At 66.6% G+C, this 13505-nt stretch carries 16 protein-coding genes, 1 tRNA gene and 1 pseudogene; 8 read left to right on the top strand and 10 right to left on the bottom strand.

What is annotated here, in order from left to right; genetic code table 11:
- A pseudogene (locus tag ACFFC4_RS21345) lies at positions 1 to 121 on the top strand (hypothetical protein); the annotation flags it as partial.
- Between the two features lie 299 nt (positions 122 to 420).
- Positions 421 to 789 carry a hypothetical protein gene (locus tag ACFFC4_RS21340; protein ID WP_375504636.1) on the top strand — a complete coding sequence of 123 codons (369 nt, stop codon included), beginning with the start codon at positions 421 to 423 and terminating at the stop codon, positions 787 to 789.
- A gap of 323 nt (positions 790 to 1112) precedes the next feature.
- On the opposite strand, the gene ACFFC4_RS21335 is transcribed toward ACFFC4_RS21340, so the two are convergent.
- Entirely contained in the window at positions 1113 to 1721 is a 609-nt protein-coding gene (locus ACFFC4_RS21335; RefSeq protein WP_375504634.1) for a hypothetical protein, read from the bottom strand.
- A gap of 355 nt (positions 1722 to 2076) precedes the next feature.
- Complete coding sequence (locus tag ACFFC4_RS21330; RefSeq protein ID WP_375504632.1) at positions 2077 to 2556, bottom strand: hypothetical protein; 480 nt, start codon at positions 2554 to 2556, stop codon at positions 2077 to 2079.
- Between the two features lie 392 nt (positions 2557 to 2948).
- On the opposite strand from ACFFC4_RS21330, the gene ACFFC4_RS21325 reads away from it, so the two are divergent.
- Positions 2949 to 3596 (top strand): hypothetical protein, encoded by a 648-nt coding sequence (locus ACFFC4_RS21325; RefSeq protein WP_375504630.1) that lies wholly within the window; start codon positions 2949 to 2951, stop codon positions 3594 to 3596.
- A 203-nt stretch (positions 3597 to 3799) separates the two neighbouring features.
- On the opposite strand, the gene ACFFC4_RS21320 is transcribed toward ACFFC4_RS21325, so the two are convergent.
- A complete protein-coding gene (locus ACFFC4_RS21320; protein WP_375504628.1) occupies positions 3800 to 4342 on the bottom strand; it encodes a hypothetical protein in 543 nt (180 codons plus the stop codon).
- A 220-nt stretch (positions 4343 to 4562) separates the two neighbouring features.
- Here ACFFC4_RS21320 and ACFFC4_RS21315 point away from each other — a divergent pair, with 220 nt between their 5' ends.
- The gene (locus tag ACFFC4_RS21315) at positions 4563 to 5747 is read left to right on the top strand and encodes a sensor histidine kinase (RefSeq protein WP_375504626.1); all 1185 of its coding nucleotides are present in this window, start codon (positions 4563 to 4565) and stop codon (positions 5745 to 5747) included.
- Positions 5744 to 6406, top strand: a complete 663-nt coding sequence (locus ACFFC4_RS21310; RefSeq protein WP_375504624.1) for a response regulator — start codon at positions 5744 to 5746, stop codon at positions 6404 to 6406. Before ACFFC4_RS21315 ends, ACFFC4_RS21310 begins: the two co-directional genes overlap by 4 nt.
- Positions 6407 to 7460: 1054 nt before the next feature.
- On the opposite strand, the gene ACFFC4_RS21305 is transcribed toward ACFFC4_RS21310, so the two are convergent.
- From ACFFC4_RS21305 to ACFFC4_RS21285, 5 genes are all read right to left on the bottom strand, one after another.
- A complete protein-coding gene (locus ACFFC4_RS21305; protein WP_375504622.1) occupies positions 7461 to 7736 on the bottom strand; it encodes a hypothetical protein in 276 nt (91 codons plus the stop codon).
- Between the two features lie 6 nt (positions 7737 to 7742).
- Positions 7743 to 7904, bottom strand: a complete 162-nt coding sequence (locus ACFFC4_RS21300) for a hypothetical protein (protein ID WP_375504620.1) — start codon at positions 7902 to 7904, stop codon at positions 7743 to 7745.
- On the bottom strand, positions 7901 to 8212 hold the full coding sequence (locus ACFFC4_RS21295; protein WP_375504618.1) for a hypothetical protein: 312 nt from the start codon (positions 8210 to 8212) through the stop codon (positions 7901 to 7903). Before ACFFC4_RS21295 ends, ACFFC4_RS21300 begins: the two co-directional genes overlap by 4 nt.
- 81 nt (positions 8213 to 8293) lie before the next feature.
- Positions 8294 to 9094, bottom strand: a complete 801-nt coding sequence (locus tag ACFFC4_RS21290; protein WP_375504616.1) for an ABC transporter permease — start codon at positions 9092 to 9094, stop codon at positions 8294 to 8296.
- Entirely contained in the window at positions 9091 to 10059 is a 969-nt protein-coding gene (locus ACFFC4_RS21285; RefSeq protein WP_375504614.1) for an ABC transporter ATP-binding protein, read from the bottom strand. The genes ACFFC4_RS21290 and ACFFC4_RS21285 overlap by 4 nt, the downstream gene beginning before the upstream one ends.
- Positions 10060 to 10111: 52 nt before the next feature.
- Between ACFFC4_RS21285 and dnaG the strand changes: the two genes are divergently transcribed.
- Positions 10112 to 11986 (top strand): DNA primase, encoded by a 1875-nt coding sequence (dnaG, locus tag ACFFC4_RS21280; RefSeq protein ID WP_375504612.1) that lies wholly within the window; start codon positions 10112 to 10114, stop codon positions 11984 to 11986.
- On the top strand, positions 11986 to 12516 hold the full coding sequence (locus tag ACFFC4_RS21275; RefSeq protein ID WP_375504610.1) for a hypothetical protein: 531 nt from the start codon (positions 11986 to 11988) through the stop codon (positions 12514 to 12516). The genes dnaG and ACFFC4_RS21275 overlap by 1 nt, the downstream gene beginning before the upstream one ends.
- On the opposite strand, the gene ACFFC4_RS21270 is transcribed toward ACFFC4_RS21275, so the two are convergent.
- Entirely contained in the window at positions 12517 to 12759 is a 243-nt protein-coding gene (locus ACFFC4_RS21270) for a hypothetical protein (RefSeq protein ID WP_375504608.1), read from the bottom strand. It lies immediately after the preceding gene.
- A gap of 123 nt (positions 12760 to 12882) precedes the next feature.
- On the opposite strand from ACFFC4_RS21270, the gene ACFFC4_RS21265 reads away from it, so the two are divergent.
- Positions 12883 to 12955, top strand: a tRNA-Asn gene (locus ACFFC4_RS21265).
- A 109-nt stretch (positions 12956 to 13064) separates the two neighbouring features.
- Here ACFFC4_RS21265 and ACFFC4_RS21260 read toward each other — a convergent pair.
- Positions 13065 to 13382 carry an ANTAR domain-containing protein gene (locus ACFFC4_RS21260; protein ID WP_375504606.1) on the bottom strand — a complete coding sequence of 106 codons (318 nt, stop codon included), beginning with the start codon at positions 13380 to 13382 and terminating at the stop codon, positions 13065 to 13067.
- Positions 13383 to 13505: the final 123 nt, after the last annotated feature.

Below are 13505 nucleotides of genomic sequence, written 5' to 3'. Positions count from 1 at the left end.
GTTGACCGGCCTGACAGTCCTGCACGTCGACAAGGACTTCGACCTCATCGCCGCCGCAACCGGACAGCAGGTCCAGCGGTTGCAGCTGCCTGACGGAATCCTCCGGCCTACCGAGGAATGAGACCGAGTCTCATAGGACGATCCGCTTGCGGGATGACGCGATCTTGGTCGCTGCTGGCTCTTAGCGGCCGACGCGCGCCCGCAGGCGGGTCCTCTACCGGGAGGGCCGGCGGGCGATCCATTCCCGCCAGCGACCGGAATTGCCGATGAGCGCGCGGCCGGGTTCGGCAGTGTGAAAGCAGCCGCCAGTCGGCTCTTCGTAGTTGGATGGAAACACAAGCCCTAGGGCCCTGGCTTCGTGGTGACCTAAAGGCTACGTTCACAGTTCAGTGCACGGCTGGACCCGTTCGGGGAGCAACCATGGCTGTTCTTGTAAGAGTTCGTGTAGTCATCGCAGCGGTGCTGATGTGTCTCGGCGTTGGTGCAGTTGCCGCTGCACCGCAGGCGAGCGCATACCCGTGGGACCCGCACATTCAGGTCTGGTTCAACGCCAGCCAGTGCACCGGCTCGTCTGGCACGTGGGGTTGGTGGAGCAACGACGCTGGCGAGTCGGGATGGGTGCATTGGAACGCCGGTTACCAGGGCTGGTTCGACGAGTATCGGGTTGGCACGAGCGGCTCGGTCACCACAATCAAGTGGGGACTTCCTGGACAGACCTGCGTGGTCAGGTATTTCAACATCACGCGCCCGGTGTACGGGAACATTAGAACGCTTGGCTGGATTGGATAACCGAGCTTCTGCTCGAAGGGTAGAGCGCTGACGCCGGAGGGTGAGCGGGAGCGGGGAAGGCACGGCCTGCTGCGAAGGTGGCCGTAACGGGTGCTTGCAGTGTTGATCGCCGTGTTCGCTTCTTGACGGATCTTATTACGGGAAGTTGATCGCTTCTGAGCGCCGTAGTCATCGTCAGTTTCTGCGACCACGATCGCAGAAGCAATCAGATCTGCCGCGGGCCGTGCTCGCTTCGGCCCGGTCGGGATCCCTGACTGGGCGGGCTCCCGTTGGCCCCGATCATGACGTCGGTGGGCGCGCCACGATGAGTTTTGGGGGGGCAATCAGTTCGAGGTCTCAGCCGTACCGAGGCGGCATAACCGGGTCGGGCAGTCTCGACCGGCCTGGCTGTCGCAGATGCTACGAGCCGTGCCCGACGGCGCTCGGCGAGCTGCCTCGTCCGCGTGGACTTCCGTTTGCGGTTCGTCTTCGACCCGGCTCCAAGAACGCGAACCGAGCGAATACGCATGCCTGCATCGGTATCTGGGCAGCCGTGCACCCGACGCCTCGTCGCGCGGCAGGACGTAGTCGTGCGTTTCCAGCGTCAAGTCCTTATGTTCCCCGGCCGACAACGATCCAGGCAAAGCTCGCCGGTCCTTGAAGCGAATGTGTGGCTCGAAGGTCAGACCGAGGTTGGTGACCGGCTTCGTCGTGCCGTTGATCAAACGCAAGCTGATGCTTGTGCCGTTGATCGGTCCGGTGCCGTTATCGCCGTAGCCTCCACCGCCAAACAGCTCAACAGTGACCAACGCGGCCTCGTCGATGACGATCTTCTCGGCCGCCCGCCGATCCCGCTTATCTCGATCGGCTTGATCCTGTCGGGCGCGGTCCTCAGCGGCAACACGCTGCGCACGCTCCAGTCGGCCATTGTGGATGTTCCGGAGCAGCAGCACCCGCGATGGCGCCGAGCAGCGGCGCGGACAGATGGTCGCCGGCTGCTAGACCAGCGATGAGCCCGGCGGCGAACCCTGCCGCCACGCCGACGCCGGCCCAGATGATTCGACTGCGCCAGGGCGCTACGTGCTCACTAGTCACGTGTCTGCGCGAGGTGCCTACAGAGTGAGCCGGCGAGAGTGTTCATGCACGAAAGGTATCTGGCTTCGCCGACCCGCGACTATCTATCGCGACCGCGGCAACTCAAACGGTGCGTCCCGCGCCAGGATCCCATCCGGGCCGACGCGAGGCAGTCCTCCGGTGACGAGGCCTTGCGGACGGGGGTGCTGGTCTGTCGCAGGGATCGTCAGGCAGTCAAGGCGTCGGCAAGGTGTAATCGACAGCGCGCAACTGGCCCCAGGCAAACGCCGTCTCACACACCCAGTCCTGCATGCGGTCTGCCAGGCGCGCGGCGACGGTTACGGCGTCCAGCTCACCGCCGCCCTCGTAGGTGGGGCTATCCAGCAGGTCCTCGAAAACCTCCCCACGGGCGACCAGATGCAACCACACATCCCGCTCGTTCGGCGGCGCACCCCAGGCAAGGTGCAAGTCCTCCAACTCGTCCTCGCTCAGCAAGCTCGCCACTACGGGCAGAACCGCCTTCGCACGAAGCGTGGCCAGTTCCGTGTCCGTAGCGTCAGTGATCTCGCCTGGGCACTCAAGAGCGGCAGGCGGCGGACCCGGCCGGAAGATGGCCTTCTCCTTGATCTTCGCAGGCAGGTCAACGGGCTGATCACCATAGATGATCAGCTGGCTGCGATACGCCGCGGACTCCTCACTCACGGCGTCCAGCATCCTCCAAGCCGATCCCGCTGCCAGGCATTTCGCCAGACGCAGTCGCCTTCGCTGCCGTCGCATCGCATCATCACGACGAACGAAGTTCAGCGGGCGACCGCTTCGTGGTCGGACCAGTCGCCCATCTTGTCGATAGCGAGTTCGTGCTGCTCGGCAAGAGGGCGGGAACACTGGTGGCAACCGATGCATTGCCCGCACGCGGATCCTGCCCAGGCGGCCGCCCGGTGACGGGGGCGCTTCTGGGACGACCAGGATCAGCTTGCCGCGGAGGCGACCTGGGCCCAGAACGCTCCTTCCGCCGATACTCGACCGGTGGAGCTTCCGTCGAGAGACCGGGGCTGCGGCGGTACCTTTCGGTGGGGCGTCACCCGACATCGACGAGGAGACTTGCCATGGCGGAGTTCGAGGGGCGCCAAACATACTTTCGGCCCGAGGTGTCGCCGCCCGACGGGCCGTCACCGCTGGGCCGCCGAGGCTACGGCTCCTGCACGTTCTGCCACAGCTCCGATACGGTCTGGCAGCACGACCTGAACGCGTCACTGTGCAGGTTCCGGACGATGTTCGGCAAGGGCAAGGTTTGGTCGACAAGCCACAAGGTCTGTGATCGCTGCGAGCACCTCTACAACGCCAGCGAGTACGCGGCTCTGGCTCGCTTGCAGACGACCAATCCGCCCTCTTACGACGACGAGCTCGCCGACCACCTGATCGGACTCGCGGCGTTCTGCCGCGCTGACCGCGGACCACGCGAGTTGGAGCAGCCGGACTTCCCGCCGGGTTTCGAGCCATGGGAGGAGTACACCGGCGCAGACTTTGTCTTCGGCGTCTGGCCGGAGGAGCGGCGGGCGGTGGTTGACGGTGTCGAGTTGGTCGCTTCGCCGTGGCCGTCGCTCGACCTGACCGCTGTCTTCCGCGTGCTCTGGACATGGGCCGAGCGCGATAAACCTGACGAGGTGACGGCGACACTCATGATTGCCCGGGTTGCCGAGGTGTTGGCCTGGCCCGAGACGAACGCGCTTTCGTGGCTGGCCGAGCAGCGATGACCCCCGCATCAGCACCGCGGCTCCTCCCCGTATCCGCAGACCGATCGCGCGCGTCGTAGCCCGGTCCGTCTCCGGCCGATTCCTTGACCGTCGGTCCGTTGCGAACTATCGGCTTTGCCGCGCGGCCCGGAATGGATCCCTGGCCGGGACACGCGCTCCAACGCGGCAAGGCGCGCTGCGTCCCATCACCGGGAGTCGGGTTCCTACTCGGCGCGATCGGTGAGGACGCCGAGTAGCACCCACACTGCGCCGAGGGCGATCGAGCCGCCGTGGTCGCCGCCGGCGATCGCGACGAACATGCCGAGAAACGGCAGGAGCGCTGCCCACCGCGCGCGGCCTCCTATCAAGGCAGCGATACCAAGGACAAGCAACCCGAGCAGTGCGAGAACGAGGCCGCCGAAGAACAGTGCACCGAGGGTGTTGCCGTCGTGGAATCCGCTGGCGATTGATTCGATTGCCATGGCGGCGTACCCGAGTTGCGCCGCGATGATGCCGGTCCGTCCGACCCTGTTGACCTGCAGCCACTGGCCGACGGCCGGCAGCGCCAGGATCAGCGCGATCGCGGCTAGGGCGTAGGCGGCGTTGAGTGCTTGACTCGGGCCGTCCCAGTGGTGGTCGCCGGTGTGGTGGACGAGCGAGATCACGCCTTCGGTGATGAAGCCGGCGGCGGCGATGAATGCGGCGGCGGACGCGGTCCTAGTTTTGGTGGCGGGAGAATCGCTGCGGACGGCGGACGATGTGACCATGATGGTGCACTCCTCGAGGTAGTGAATTCGGTAGTGCTGACGCTAGGAATGGCGGTGGGTCCGGCGCATCGCAGCACGGGTTGAATCGGCGTTACGACCAGGGGATGACGTGGCCTCGCGAATCAGCCCGTGCTCCGACGCGGCGAGCTGTCCAGGCGCCCTACAGTGACCCCATGATTGGTCCGGCAGCCTTGAAAGGTACGAGCGCCCGGGCGGTGTGGTGGGACGTGCTGCCCGGTGGCGCGATGTCGCACTGGCCGCAGCGCTGTGCGCGTTGGGTGAACTCGAACTGTTCGGGCACGAGAAATACAACGCCAAGCCGGTGTGGCCCGGGCCGGTCTGGATCAACGCTGTTCTCATCGTTGCGTTGACGATTCCGTTCGCCTGGCGTCGCCGCAGGCCGCTGCCCGCAGTGTTGACGATCTTCGCCGTCATGACCGCGTCGACATTGATCCTGGGTGGCTCGGAGGCGGCAACGATCTTCATCGTGCTGGTCGCGGCGGCCTTTTCCGGTGCCGCCTTCAGTCGGCACCTCGTGATCGTGATCGTTGCGGCATTGATCGCCTCGCTCGCGCACGGCGTCAACGACCCGTCCTCGGAAGGTTTGGCCGACCTGACGTGGACCTATGGCCTGATCGCGTTAGCCGTGCTGATCGGGCGGGCGGTCTGGGTCCGGCAGCACCGCATCGGCTCGCTGGAGGACGACGTTGCGTCAGCCGAGGAACGCCACGCCCGCGAACTCGCGGCTGCCACCGCAGCCGAACGCGCCGCCATCGCCCGCGAACTGCACGACATCGTCAGTCACGCCGTCTCGGTCATCGTGATCCAGGCGCAGGTGGGCAGCCGAGCCCTCCCGGCTGACCACGAGATCGCCGCCGAGTCACTGAACGCGATCGAGACCAGTGCCCGTACCGCGATGACGGAATTACGGCACCTGCTGACTTTGCTGTCTAGCGAGGATGAACCGGCTACGGTCACGCCGATGGCTTCGCTTGGCCAGGTCGATGAGCTCCTCGACCAGTGCCGCGCCGCAGGCATGACGGTCGACGCCGACATCGATCAGATGCTGGCACCGCTGCCTCCGGTGGCCGATCTCGCTGCCTACCGGCTCATCCAAGAGGCCCTCACCAACACCATGCGCCACGCCCCGGGTGCGACCGCGCACATCCGGATCCGGCGCCACGACGACACGGTCGAAGTCCTCGCGCAGGACAACGGTGGGGGCATCCGCGCGGGCGCGAACCTCCCGGCCGGATCCGGGCGCGGGCTCATCGGAATGCGTGAACGGCTCGCGCTGGCCGGCGGGCATCTCGTCGAGGCGACCCACAGTGCGACCGGGTTCCGCGTGCACGCCCTCATCCCAGCCGCCGAGCGGCAGCAACCCGCACCCGAGCGGGCGCTGTGATCCAGGTCCTGATCGCTGATGACCAGGATCTGGTCCGGACCGGTTTCCGGCTCATCCTCGCGGCGGAGCCGGACCTCGATGTCATCGGTGAAGCCGCCGACGGTGCCGAAGCAGTGCGACTGGCCGCACAACTGCGACCGGACGTCGTCCTGATGGACATCCGCATGCCCGTCCTAGATGGCATCGCGGCAACCCGCGAGCTGCTGATGGCTCCAACCACGACGCGGGTCGTCATCCTCACCACGTTCGATCTCGATGAGTACGTCTTCGCCGCGCTGGCCGCCGGTGCCAGCGGGTTCCTGCTCAAAGACGTCAAGGCAGCCACGCTGGCCGATGCGATTCGTACCGTCCATGCCGGCGAGGCATTGCTCGCACCGTCGGTCACGAAGCGCCTGATCGAGCGGTTCAACGCCCAGCAGCCCGCTGGCTCGATGGCGCCGAGCAAAGTCAAAACGTTGACCGAACGCGAACGCGAAGTACTCGTCATGATCGCCGGCGGACTGTCCAACGATGCCATCGCTACGGCGCTCGTCGTCAGCCCCGCGACCGTGAAGACACATATCAGCCGCATCTTCGCCAAGCTCGATATCCGCGACCGCGCCCAAGCAGTCATCGCCGCCTACAACGCAGGACTGGTCAAACCCGCGATACAGGCCTGACCTGGATGTGGCCACGGCACCCGGCGGCAAAGCCGGTAGAGCCACCCGCGACAGTATGGCCTCCACGCCGGCCCTGTCTCGCTACGCCGGCGTGGGACTCGTCAGGGGTCCCGATAGGAACCTGGCTATGGCACGGTGGCCGAGCCGGTAGGTCTGCGGCGATGTCGATGATCCCGCGGCCAGCAGGTGTCTCAGATGGGATCCTCTTGCGGGCGCCGGGGACATCCCCGGACGATGCGGGTGACGGCCTTCGAGGTCGATATTGTCCACGCGGCCCTGTAACCATCGAGCCGGTACCGGACAAGTGATGGTTGTGACAACAGAACGGAGAGTCCTGGTCGCGGCAGCCTCTGCTGCCGCAGCTGCGGCAGCGATCCTCCTCGTGTTCAACGTAGGAGCGAGTACGGACCACAGCACGCAAGCATTGGGACCGGCGGGTTACCGCGTGACGACCCGATCCGATGGTGCGGTGCAGGTGATCGTCCGATGGAACGAAGTGCAGGATCCCGCAGCGCTGCAGGCCTCCCTCGACCAGGCGCAGGCGCACACAAAGATTTGGGTAACCGACACCCAGGTGACGAGCCAGTGGTGCCAAGGAACGGTCCGACCGTTCACCGGGCAGCTGGACCACAACGTCGTTCAGTACAACGCACCCGGGGGTGCCAGTGGACTGATCATCCGCCCGGAAAGTTCCCCGCCGGGGTCACCCTGCTTATCGCCGTGAAACTGTCGACGGACAGCCCGACCGGTGCCACTGGCGCGCCCGGCACGGGAGTGACAATGGCCGGGTACGGAACCACCTGGGCCATCGGACCTACAGCCGACTGCAGCTGATCGCTTCGAATCCGCGGTTGTCATCGCCTCAATCTGCTCGAGCCGAACTTAGCGGATTCGGACGTGGGGTGAGGCCATTGACCTTCGACCGCGCAGCAGGCATCGGTCCTGCCCACGTCGCCCGCCGTCCGCAGGGGATCTGCCTTCGGGACGCCGGGCGCGCCGCTGATTTGGCATCGGAGCTTGGTAGTGCCGAGGTCGGCTTGACACCACTCGGTGGTCAGTCTTCGGCTAGGGCAATGCCCAATGCGTGTGCTGCCTGATTTTGACGGTTGTCGCGGGACAGGAGTCGCACCTCATCGGGTGTCGATTCGCCGAATCGAGCGCATGCAGCCAGATGTATCGCGTCCAGCGTGCGTACGGAGGTGCTCAGGACGTACTCCTGGGCGCGGGCGATAACGGCCCCATCCAGGGGGATCACGCCCAGTGGCCCCGTGTCCGAGGTGTCGGCCGCGTATCGCTTCAGCAGCTCTTCGGCGGTGTCGGGGCCAATCACGCGCTCTCAGCTCGCCCGGGCAAAGGCGCTCGCGATCTCAACGTCTGTCAGCTCACTGGTGACAACCGGGTGGTCGCCGTCGTAAACAATGCGGCCGAGCTCCGCGCTGTCCGACTTGTCACCCAGATAGACACGGCCGAGCGCGCTGGTGTCGATGTAGATGATCACCGCTCGTCGCGTTCGGAGGACACAAGCGATGAGGCGTAGCCGGCAGGCGTCGAGACGGCTGCGCCTGGACGCGGCGCGAATACCGAGACTCGCGAGACCAACCGTCCTGCCGCAACGGCCTCGCTTTTCCAGCTCTGTCGTCCTTCGACGGCTGAGCGTAGTAGGCGCGTGATGTAGGCGTTCACCGACTCGCCGGTCAATGCCGCGCGTTCTTTCACTGCCTCGGCGAGCGACTCGTCGACCCTGGTGATGAGCTGCTTCATGAAACGCATGATAGCAAACTGACGGGTACTGCTATCAACAGCCATGAGCGGCACGTTCTGCCCGTTCAAGGAACGGCCTACAGCACAGCTCGCCTGCCACTTTCTTGACTCATGACACCCCGTGCGTCAATCGAGCGCGCGGCGCCGAAAGCCGATCATCCCGAGCACCACGAACAACGCGGTGGCGGCCAGCATCACCGGCACGGTGACCGCGGCCGACATGTGCCTGCCGTCCGGGACGATCGCGCCGCGCATCGTCTCGCTGACGTAGGTCAGCGGGTTGGCCAGCGTCAGGACCTGGAACCAGCGCAGGCTCGACAGCGACGGCCACGGGTACTGCGTGCAACCGGTGAATATGAGCGGCGTCAGCACCAGCGCGAACATGATGTTGATGCGGGTCGGTGGCACGAAGGTGCCGAGCGTCATCCCGATCGCCGAGCCCAGCACCGAGCCCACCACGATGGTCACGAGCAGCAGCGGCACACCGCCCGCGTGAATCGACAGCGAGCCGAGGATCCAGTAACCGAGCGGGAACATGACACCCGCAGCGACGATGGAGCGGATCGTCGCGAAGATCATCTTCTCGACCGCGACCAGCATGACGGGTAGCGGGGCCAGCAGGCGGTCCTCGATCTCGCGGCTGAACGAGAAGTCCAGCACCAGTGGCAATGCGGTGCCCTGCAACGAGGTCAGCACGCAGGTCAGCGCGACGATGCCGGGGAACAGCAGCGTCGAGTAACCGGAGTTCGCGGCGCCGATGGACGTCAACACCTTGCCGAAGACGAACAGGAAGAACAGCGGCTGCAGCAGCACCTGCGCGAAGAACACCGGTAGCTCGCGGCCGGTGACGAACAAGTCGCGGCCGAGCACCGCAATGAACGCCCGGCCCGGCGTGGGCCGCCGCATGATCGTGGTCTCATCGCTCATCTCAACCCCCGGCCGGTGAGGGAGATGAAGACGTCCTCGAGGCTGGCGCGGCCGAAGGACAGGTCGGTGAGGGTGGCGCCCGAACGGCTCACTGCACCGACGACCTCGGCGACGAGCTTGGCCGGGTCGCAGTTCAGGTGGAGCCGCGGCGCGGTCGGCTCGGCCGTCTCGACACGCTCGACGCCGGGCAGCTGCTCGAGCTCGTCGAGCAGACCCGGGGTGGTCGTCACCGCGTCGGCGACGGTCACGTCGATCGTCGCGCTGCCCGGCAGGCTGTGGGTCAGCCCGTCCGGAGTGTCCAGGGCCAGCAGCTTGCCGTGGTCGACGATGCCGACGCGGTCGCACAGCGCGGTGGCCTCGTCCATGTCGTGCGTGGTGAGGATGATGGTCACTCCGTCGCGCTGCAGGTCGCGGACGCGGTCCCAGACGAACAATCGGGCCTGCGGGTCGAGCCCGGTCGACGGCTCGTCGAGGAACAGCACCTCCGGGCGGTGCATGAGCGCGCGGGCGATCATCAGTCGCTGCGACTGCCCACCGGAGAACCGGTCGACCTTGTCGCCGCCGCGGTCGGCGAGCCCGAACTGGTCGAGCAGCTCGTCGGCGCGCTCTGCGCGTTCGCGCTTGGCCACCCCGTGGTACGCGGCGTGGAAGATCAGGTTCTGCCGGGCGGTGAGCTGGCGGTCGAGGTTCACCCGCTGGGGGACGACGGCCAGCAGCGCCCGGGCAGCGACCGGGTCGTGAATGACGTCGACCCCGCTCACCGTCGCGGTGCCGCCGGTGGCCACCACGCGAGTGGTCAGGACGCCGATCGCCGTGGACTTGCCCGCCCCGTTCGGGCCGAGCAGGCCGAACACCTCACCGGCGCTCACCGCAAAAGACAGCCCGTCAACGGCGTTGGTGGTGCTCTTGGGGTAGCGCTTGACCAGCTCGTGGACGTCGACTGCGACGCCCTGGTGGTTGTTCACACCCTCGATTGTGCCGGTGCTGTCATTTCTGCTTCCGCCTAGACTCGATCGCGTGGCGGGGCGGATCAGGGACGAGGACATCGCCGCTGTCCGTGAACGGTCGCCGATCGACGACGTCATCGGTGAGCACGTGCAGCTGCGCAACGCCGGCGGCGGCAACCTGAAGGGCATCTGCCCGTTCCACGACGAGAAATCGCCGTCGTTCAACGTCACCCCGGCTCGCGGATTGTTCTACTGCTTCGGCTGCCAGGCGGGCGGCGACGTCATCAAGTTCGTCCAGGATGTCGAGCACGTCGACTTCAGCGAAGCCGTCGAGAAACTCGCCGCGCGCGCGGGAGTGCAGCTGCGCTACGTCGAGGGTTCGGGCCCGGGCCCAGGACGCACGCACGGGCAGCGCACGCGGTTGCTCGAGGCGCATTCGGCAGCCGCAGATTTCTACCGCGAGCAGCTCACCAGCCCGGAGGCCGAGCCTGCGCGCCAATTCCTCAAAGGCCGCGGCTTCGACGCCATGGCCGCGGCCCGCTTCGGCTGCGGCTACGCGCCCTCGGGGTGGGACGCGCTGACAAAGCACTTGCAGGCCCGCAACTTCACCACCGCGGAGCTCGTCCTGGCGGGGTTGTCCAAAGAGGGCGGGCGGACCGGGTTCATCGACCGCTTCCACCGCCGGTTGCTGTGGCCGATCCGCGATGTCGGCGGTGAGGTCGTCGGGTTCGGTGCCCGCCGGATCTTCGACGACGACCGCATCGAGGCCAAGTACCTCAATACCCCCGAGACGCCGATCTACAAGAAGAGCCAGCTGCTCTATGGCGCGGACCTGGCCAAGAAGGACATCGCCCGCAAGCACCAGGCTGTCATCGTCGAGGGTTACACCGACGTCATGGCCTGCCACCTGGCCGGGGTGACCACTGCAGTAGCCACGTGCGGCACCGCGTTCGGCGGCGAGCACGTGTCGGTGTTGCGCCGCTTGCTGATGGACTCCGACTCCACCGGCGAGGTGATCTTCACCTTCGACGGGGACTCCGCCGGCATGAAGGCGGCCGAGCGGGCCTTCGCCGACGACCAGAAGTTCATGGCCCAGACCTATGCAGCCATCGAGGACACCGGCATGGACCCGTGCGAGCTGCGGATCGCCAACGGCGACTCTGCCGTTCGCGACCTCGTGGCGCGACGCGTTCCGCTCGTCGAGTTCGTGCTGCGCGCAACCGTACGTCGCTTCGACCTGGACACCGCCGAGGGTCAGATGGCTGCGCTGGATCGCAGCATCCCGCTGGTGGCGCAGATCAAGGACCACGCTCTGCGCGACGCTTACGCCCGCCGGCTGGCCGGCCTGGTCGGACTCGACGACCCGATGCGTGTCGTCACCCGCGTCCGTGGCCTGATCCGCTCCACAGACAAACGGAGCGACGCTGCTGCGCCGACGCCCCCGCCCACGCAGACCGAGAAAGCAAAGGTCGACGACGCCGTGGTAGCCGTCGAGCGGGAGGTGCTGAAGATCGCGTTGCAACTGCCGGCGGTGGCCGGCCCGGAGTTCGATGCTCTGACGCCGGAGGCCTTCCTGCTCGAGGAGCATCGCCGGCTGAGCGCCGCGATCGCCTCGGCCGGCGGCACGGCAGCCGGGCTCAGCGGCCCGGCCTGGACCGACGCCATCGAGGCGCACCTGCCCGAGGAACGCATGCGTCGCGGGGTACAAGCGCTCACCGTCCAGCCGTTGAAGGCCGGTGCTGACGACCAGGTGCGTTACGCCGGGGCGATGCTCGCGCGGCTGCACGAGATGGTGACGGTGCGCCGGATCGCCGCCCTCAAGTCGCGGCTGCAGCGCATCAACCCGCAGGAGCAGCAGGACGAGCACGCCCGGCTGTTCGGCGAGCTCATCGCGCTCGAGGCCTACCGCCGCAACCTGCGCGAACGCGCGATCGGTGACAGCTGATGGCGCCACTGCCGAAGCTGACCCGGCGGGCGAAACCGCCGGCGGCCGTGCTTGCTCTGCTCGATGACGGTGAGCGCCTCCTCGCGTGGGGCGACACCGACGCCGACACTGTCGTCGCGGCGACCTCCTTCGGGCTGTGGTGGCCGTTCGCCGAGGGGGCCCGTCGCGTGCCGTGGCAGCAGGTCGACAAAGTGGTGTGGCGCGACAGCGTCCTCGCCCTCACCGAGGCCGACATCGTCGACGACGAGCTGCTCGTCGACCGGCGCCCGGTGTACCTCACCCTGACCGTCCCGCGTGACCTGCCGCCAACCATTCGCAGGCGCGTCGAGGCGAACATCGTGCGCACCGAGCTGCTCAGCGTGCCCGGGGGAGCGGTGCGCTTCGTGTCGCGGCGGCGGCCGGGCCAGGACGGCACGGTGTGGTGGGCGCGGCTCGAACCCGGCACCCGCGCGACCGAGGAGATCCTGGCCTCGATCAGCGCGCGGCTGGCCATCTTGCGGGCCGCCGAGGCGGCGGAATCGGCAAGCTGATCAGCGCTGGTGGCCGTTGGCCCGCTGCGTCGACGGCGGGTTCGCCAGGCGCGAGTCGATGACGCTCCGGACCTGCTTGATGTATTGGTCGAAACGACCCTCGAGCACGCCGGCCGTGGCCTGCACGGTCTGGCTGCCCGCGACCCGACGCGCGATGCGCACGATGTCCTCGTACCGGTCGCGACCGGCCTTGGCTCCCAGGGTGTAACCGATCGCGGCGTACGTCAGATTCGACAGCTTCACCGCTCGATTCGCTCCCCAGCTCGTTCGTCTCACCGTAGTCCGGCACCCGGCAACCCGGCAGCGCCGAGGTGCGTGCGTGCGTTATTCTCAAGCGGTTGCCCGGTCGTGGGTGACGCGCGGTGATCCCCCGTAGCTCAATTGGCAGAGCATTCGACTGTTAATCGAAATGTTACTGGTTCGAGTCCAGTCGGGGGAGCTGAAGGGCCCGGGTTCCGGGCCCTTTTCGCGTTCCATACTTGAAAGAAGTGTCCTGCGGTGCCCCACCCCTGCCGACCGGCAGGGGAGGGGCACCAACTCGTGTTGCGTCAGTACTGGCCGGTGAGCACGATCGCGTCCGCGACGTTGTGCACCTTCGTGTTCAACTTGTTGCTGAGCTTCGACAGGTGAGCAAACGCCTCGTTCGGCGTCACCTTCTCGCCGGCGACGATGATGCCAAGGGCCATTCCGATCGTGCGAGCGGTCTGCAGCGCAATCTTCAGATTGGCGATCTCAGCTTCGTACTTGGCCAGTTGCTCACGAAGTCTGGCCAGCTCGTCGCGATCGGAGACGGACACCCGACCCGCCTGGTCGTGCTGGTCGGCCATGCCCCGTTCGTCGATGATCATGTCCATCTGGATGCTCATGTTCGGCCGGATGCCGAATCGGACAGGCTTGTCAGCCGCGACGCTTGTTCGAGACGTTTTCGACGCCTGTCTCGTCGATCTGCTCCTTGCGGACCTGCTCGGTGACGGTCTGCTCTTCGGTGA

It is taken from the genome of uncultured Jatrophihabitans sp. (assembly GCF_964244045.1).
In the GTDB taxonomy this organism is placed as follows: domain Bacteria; phylum Actinomycetota; class Actinomycetes; order Mycobacteriales; family Jatrophihabitantaceae; genus Jatrophihabitans.
Note: the sequence above shows the minus strand (reverse complement) of the source record. Positions and strands in the feature narration are given on the sequence as shown.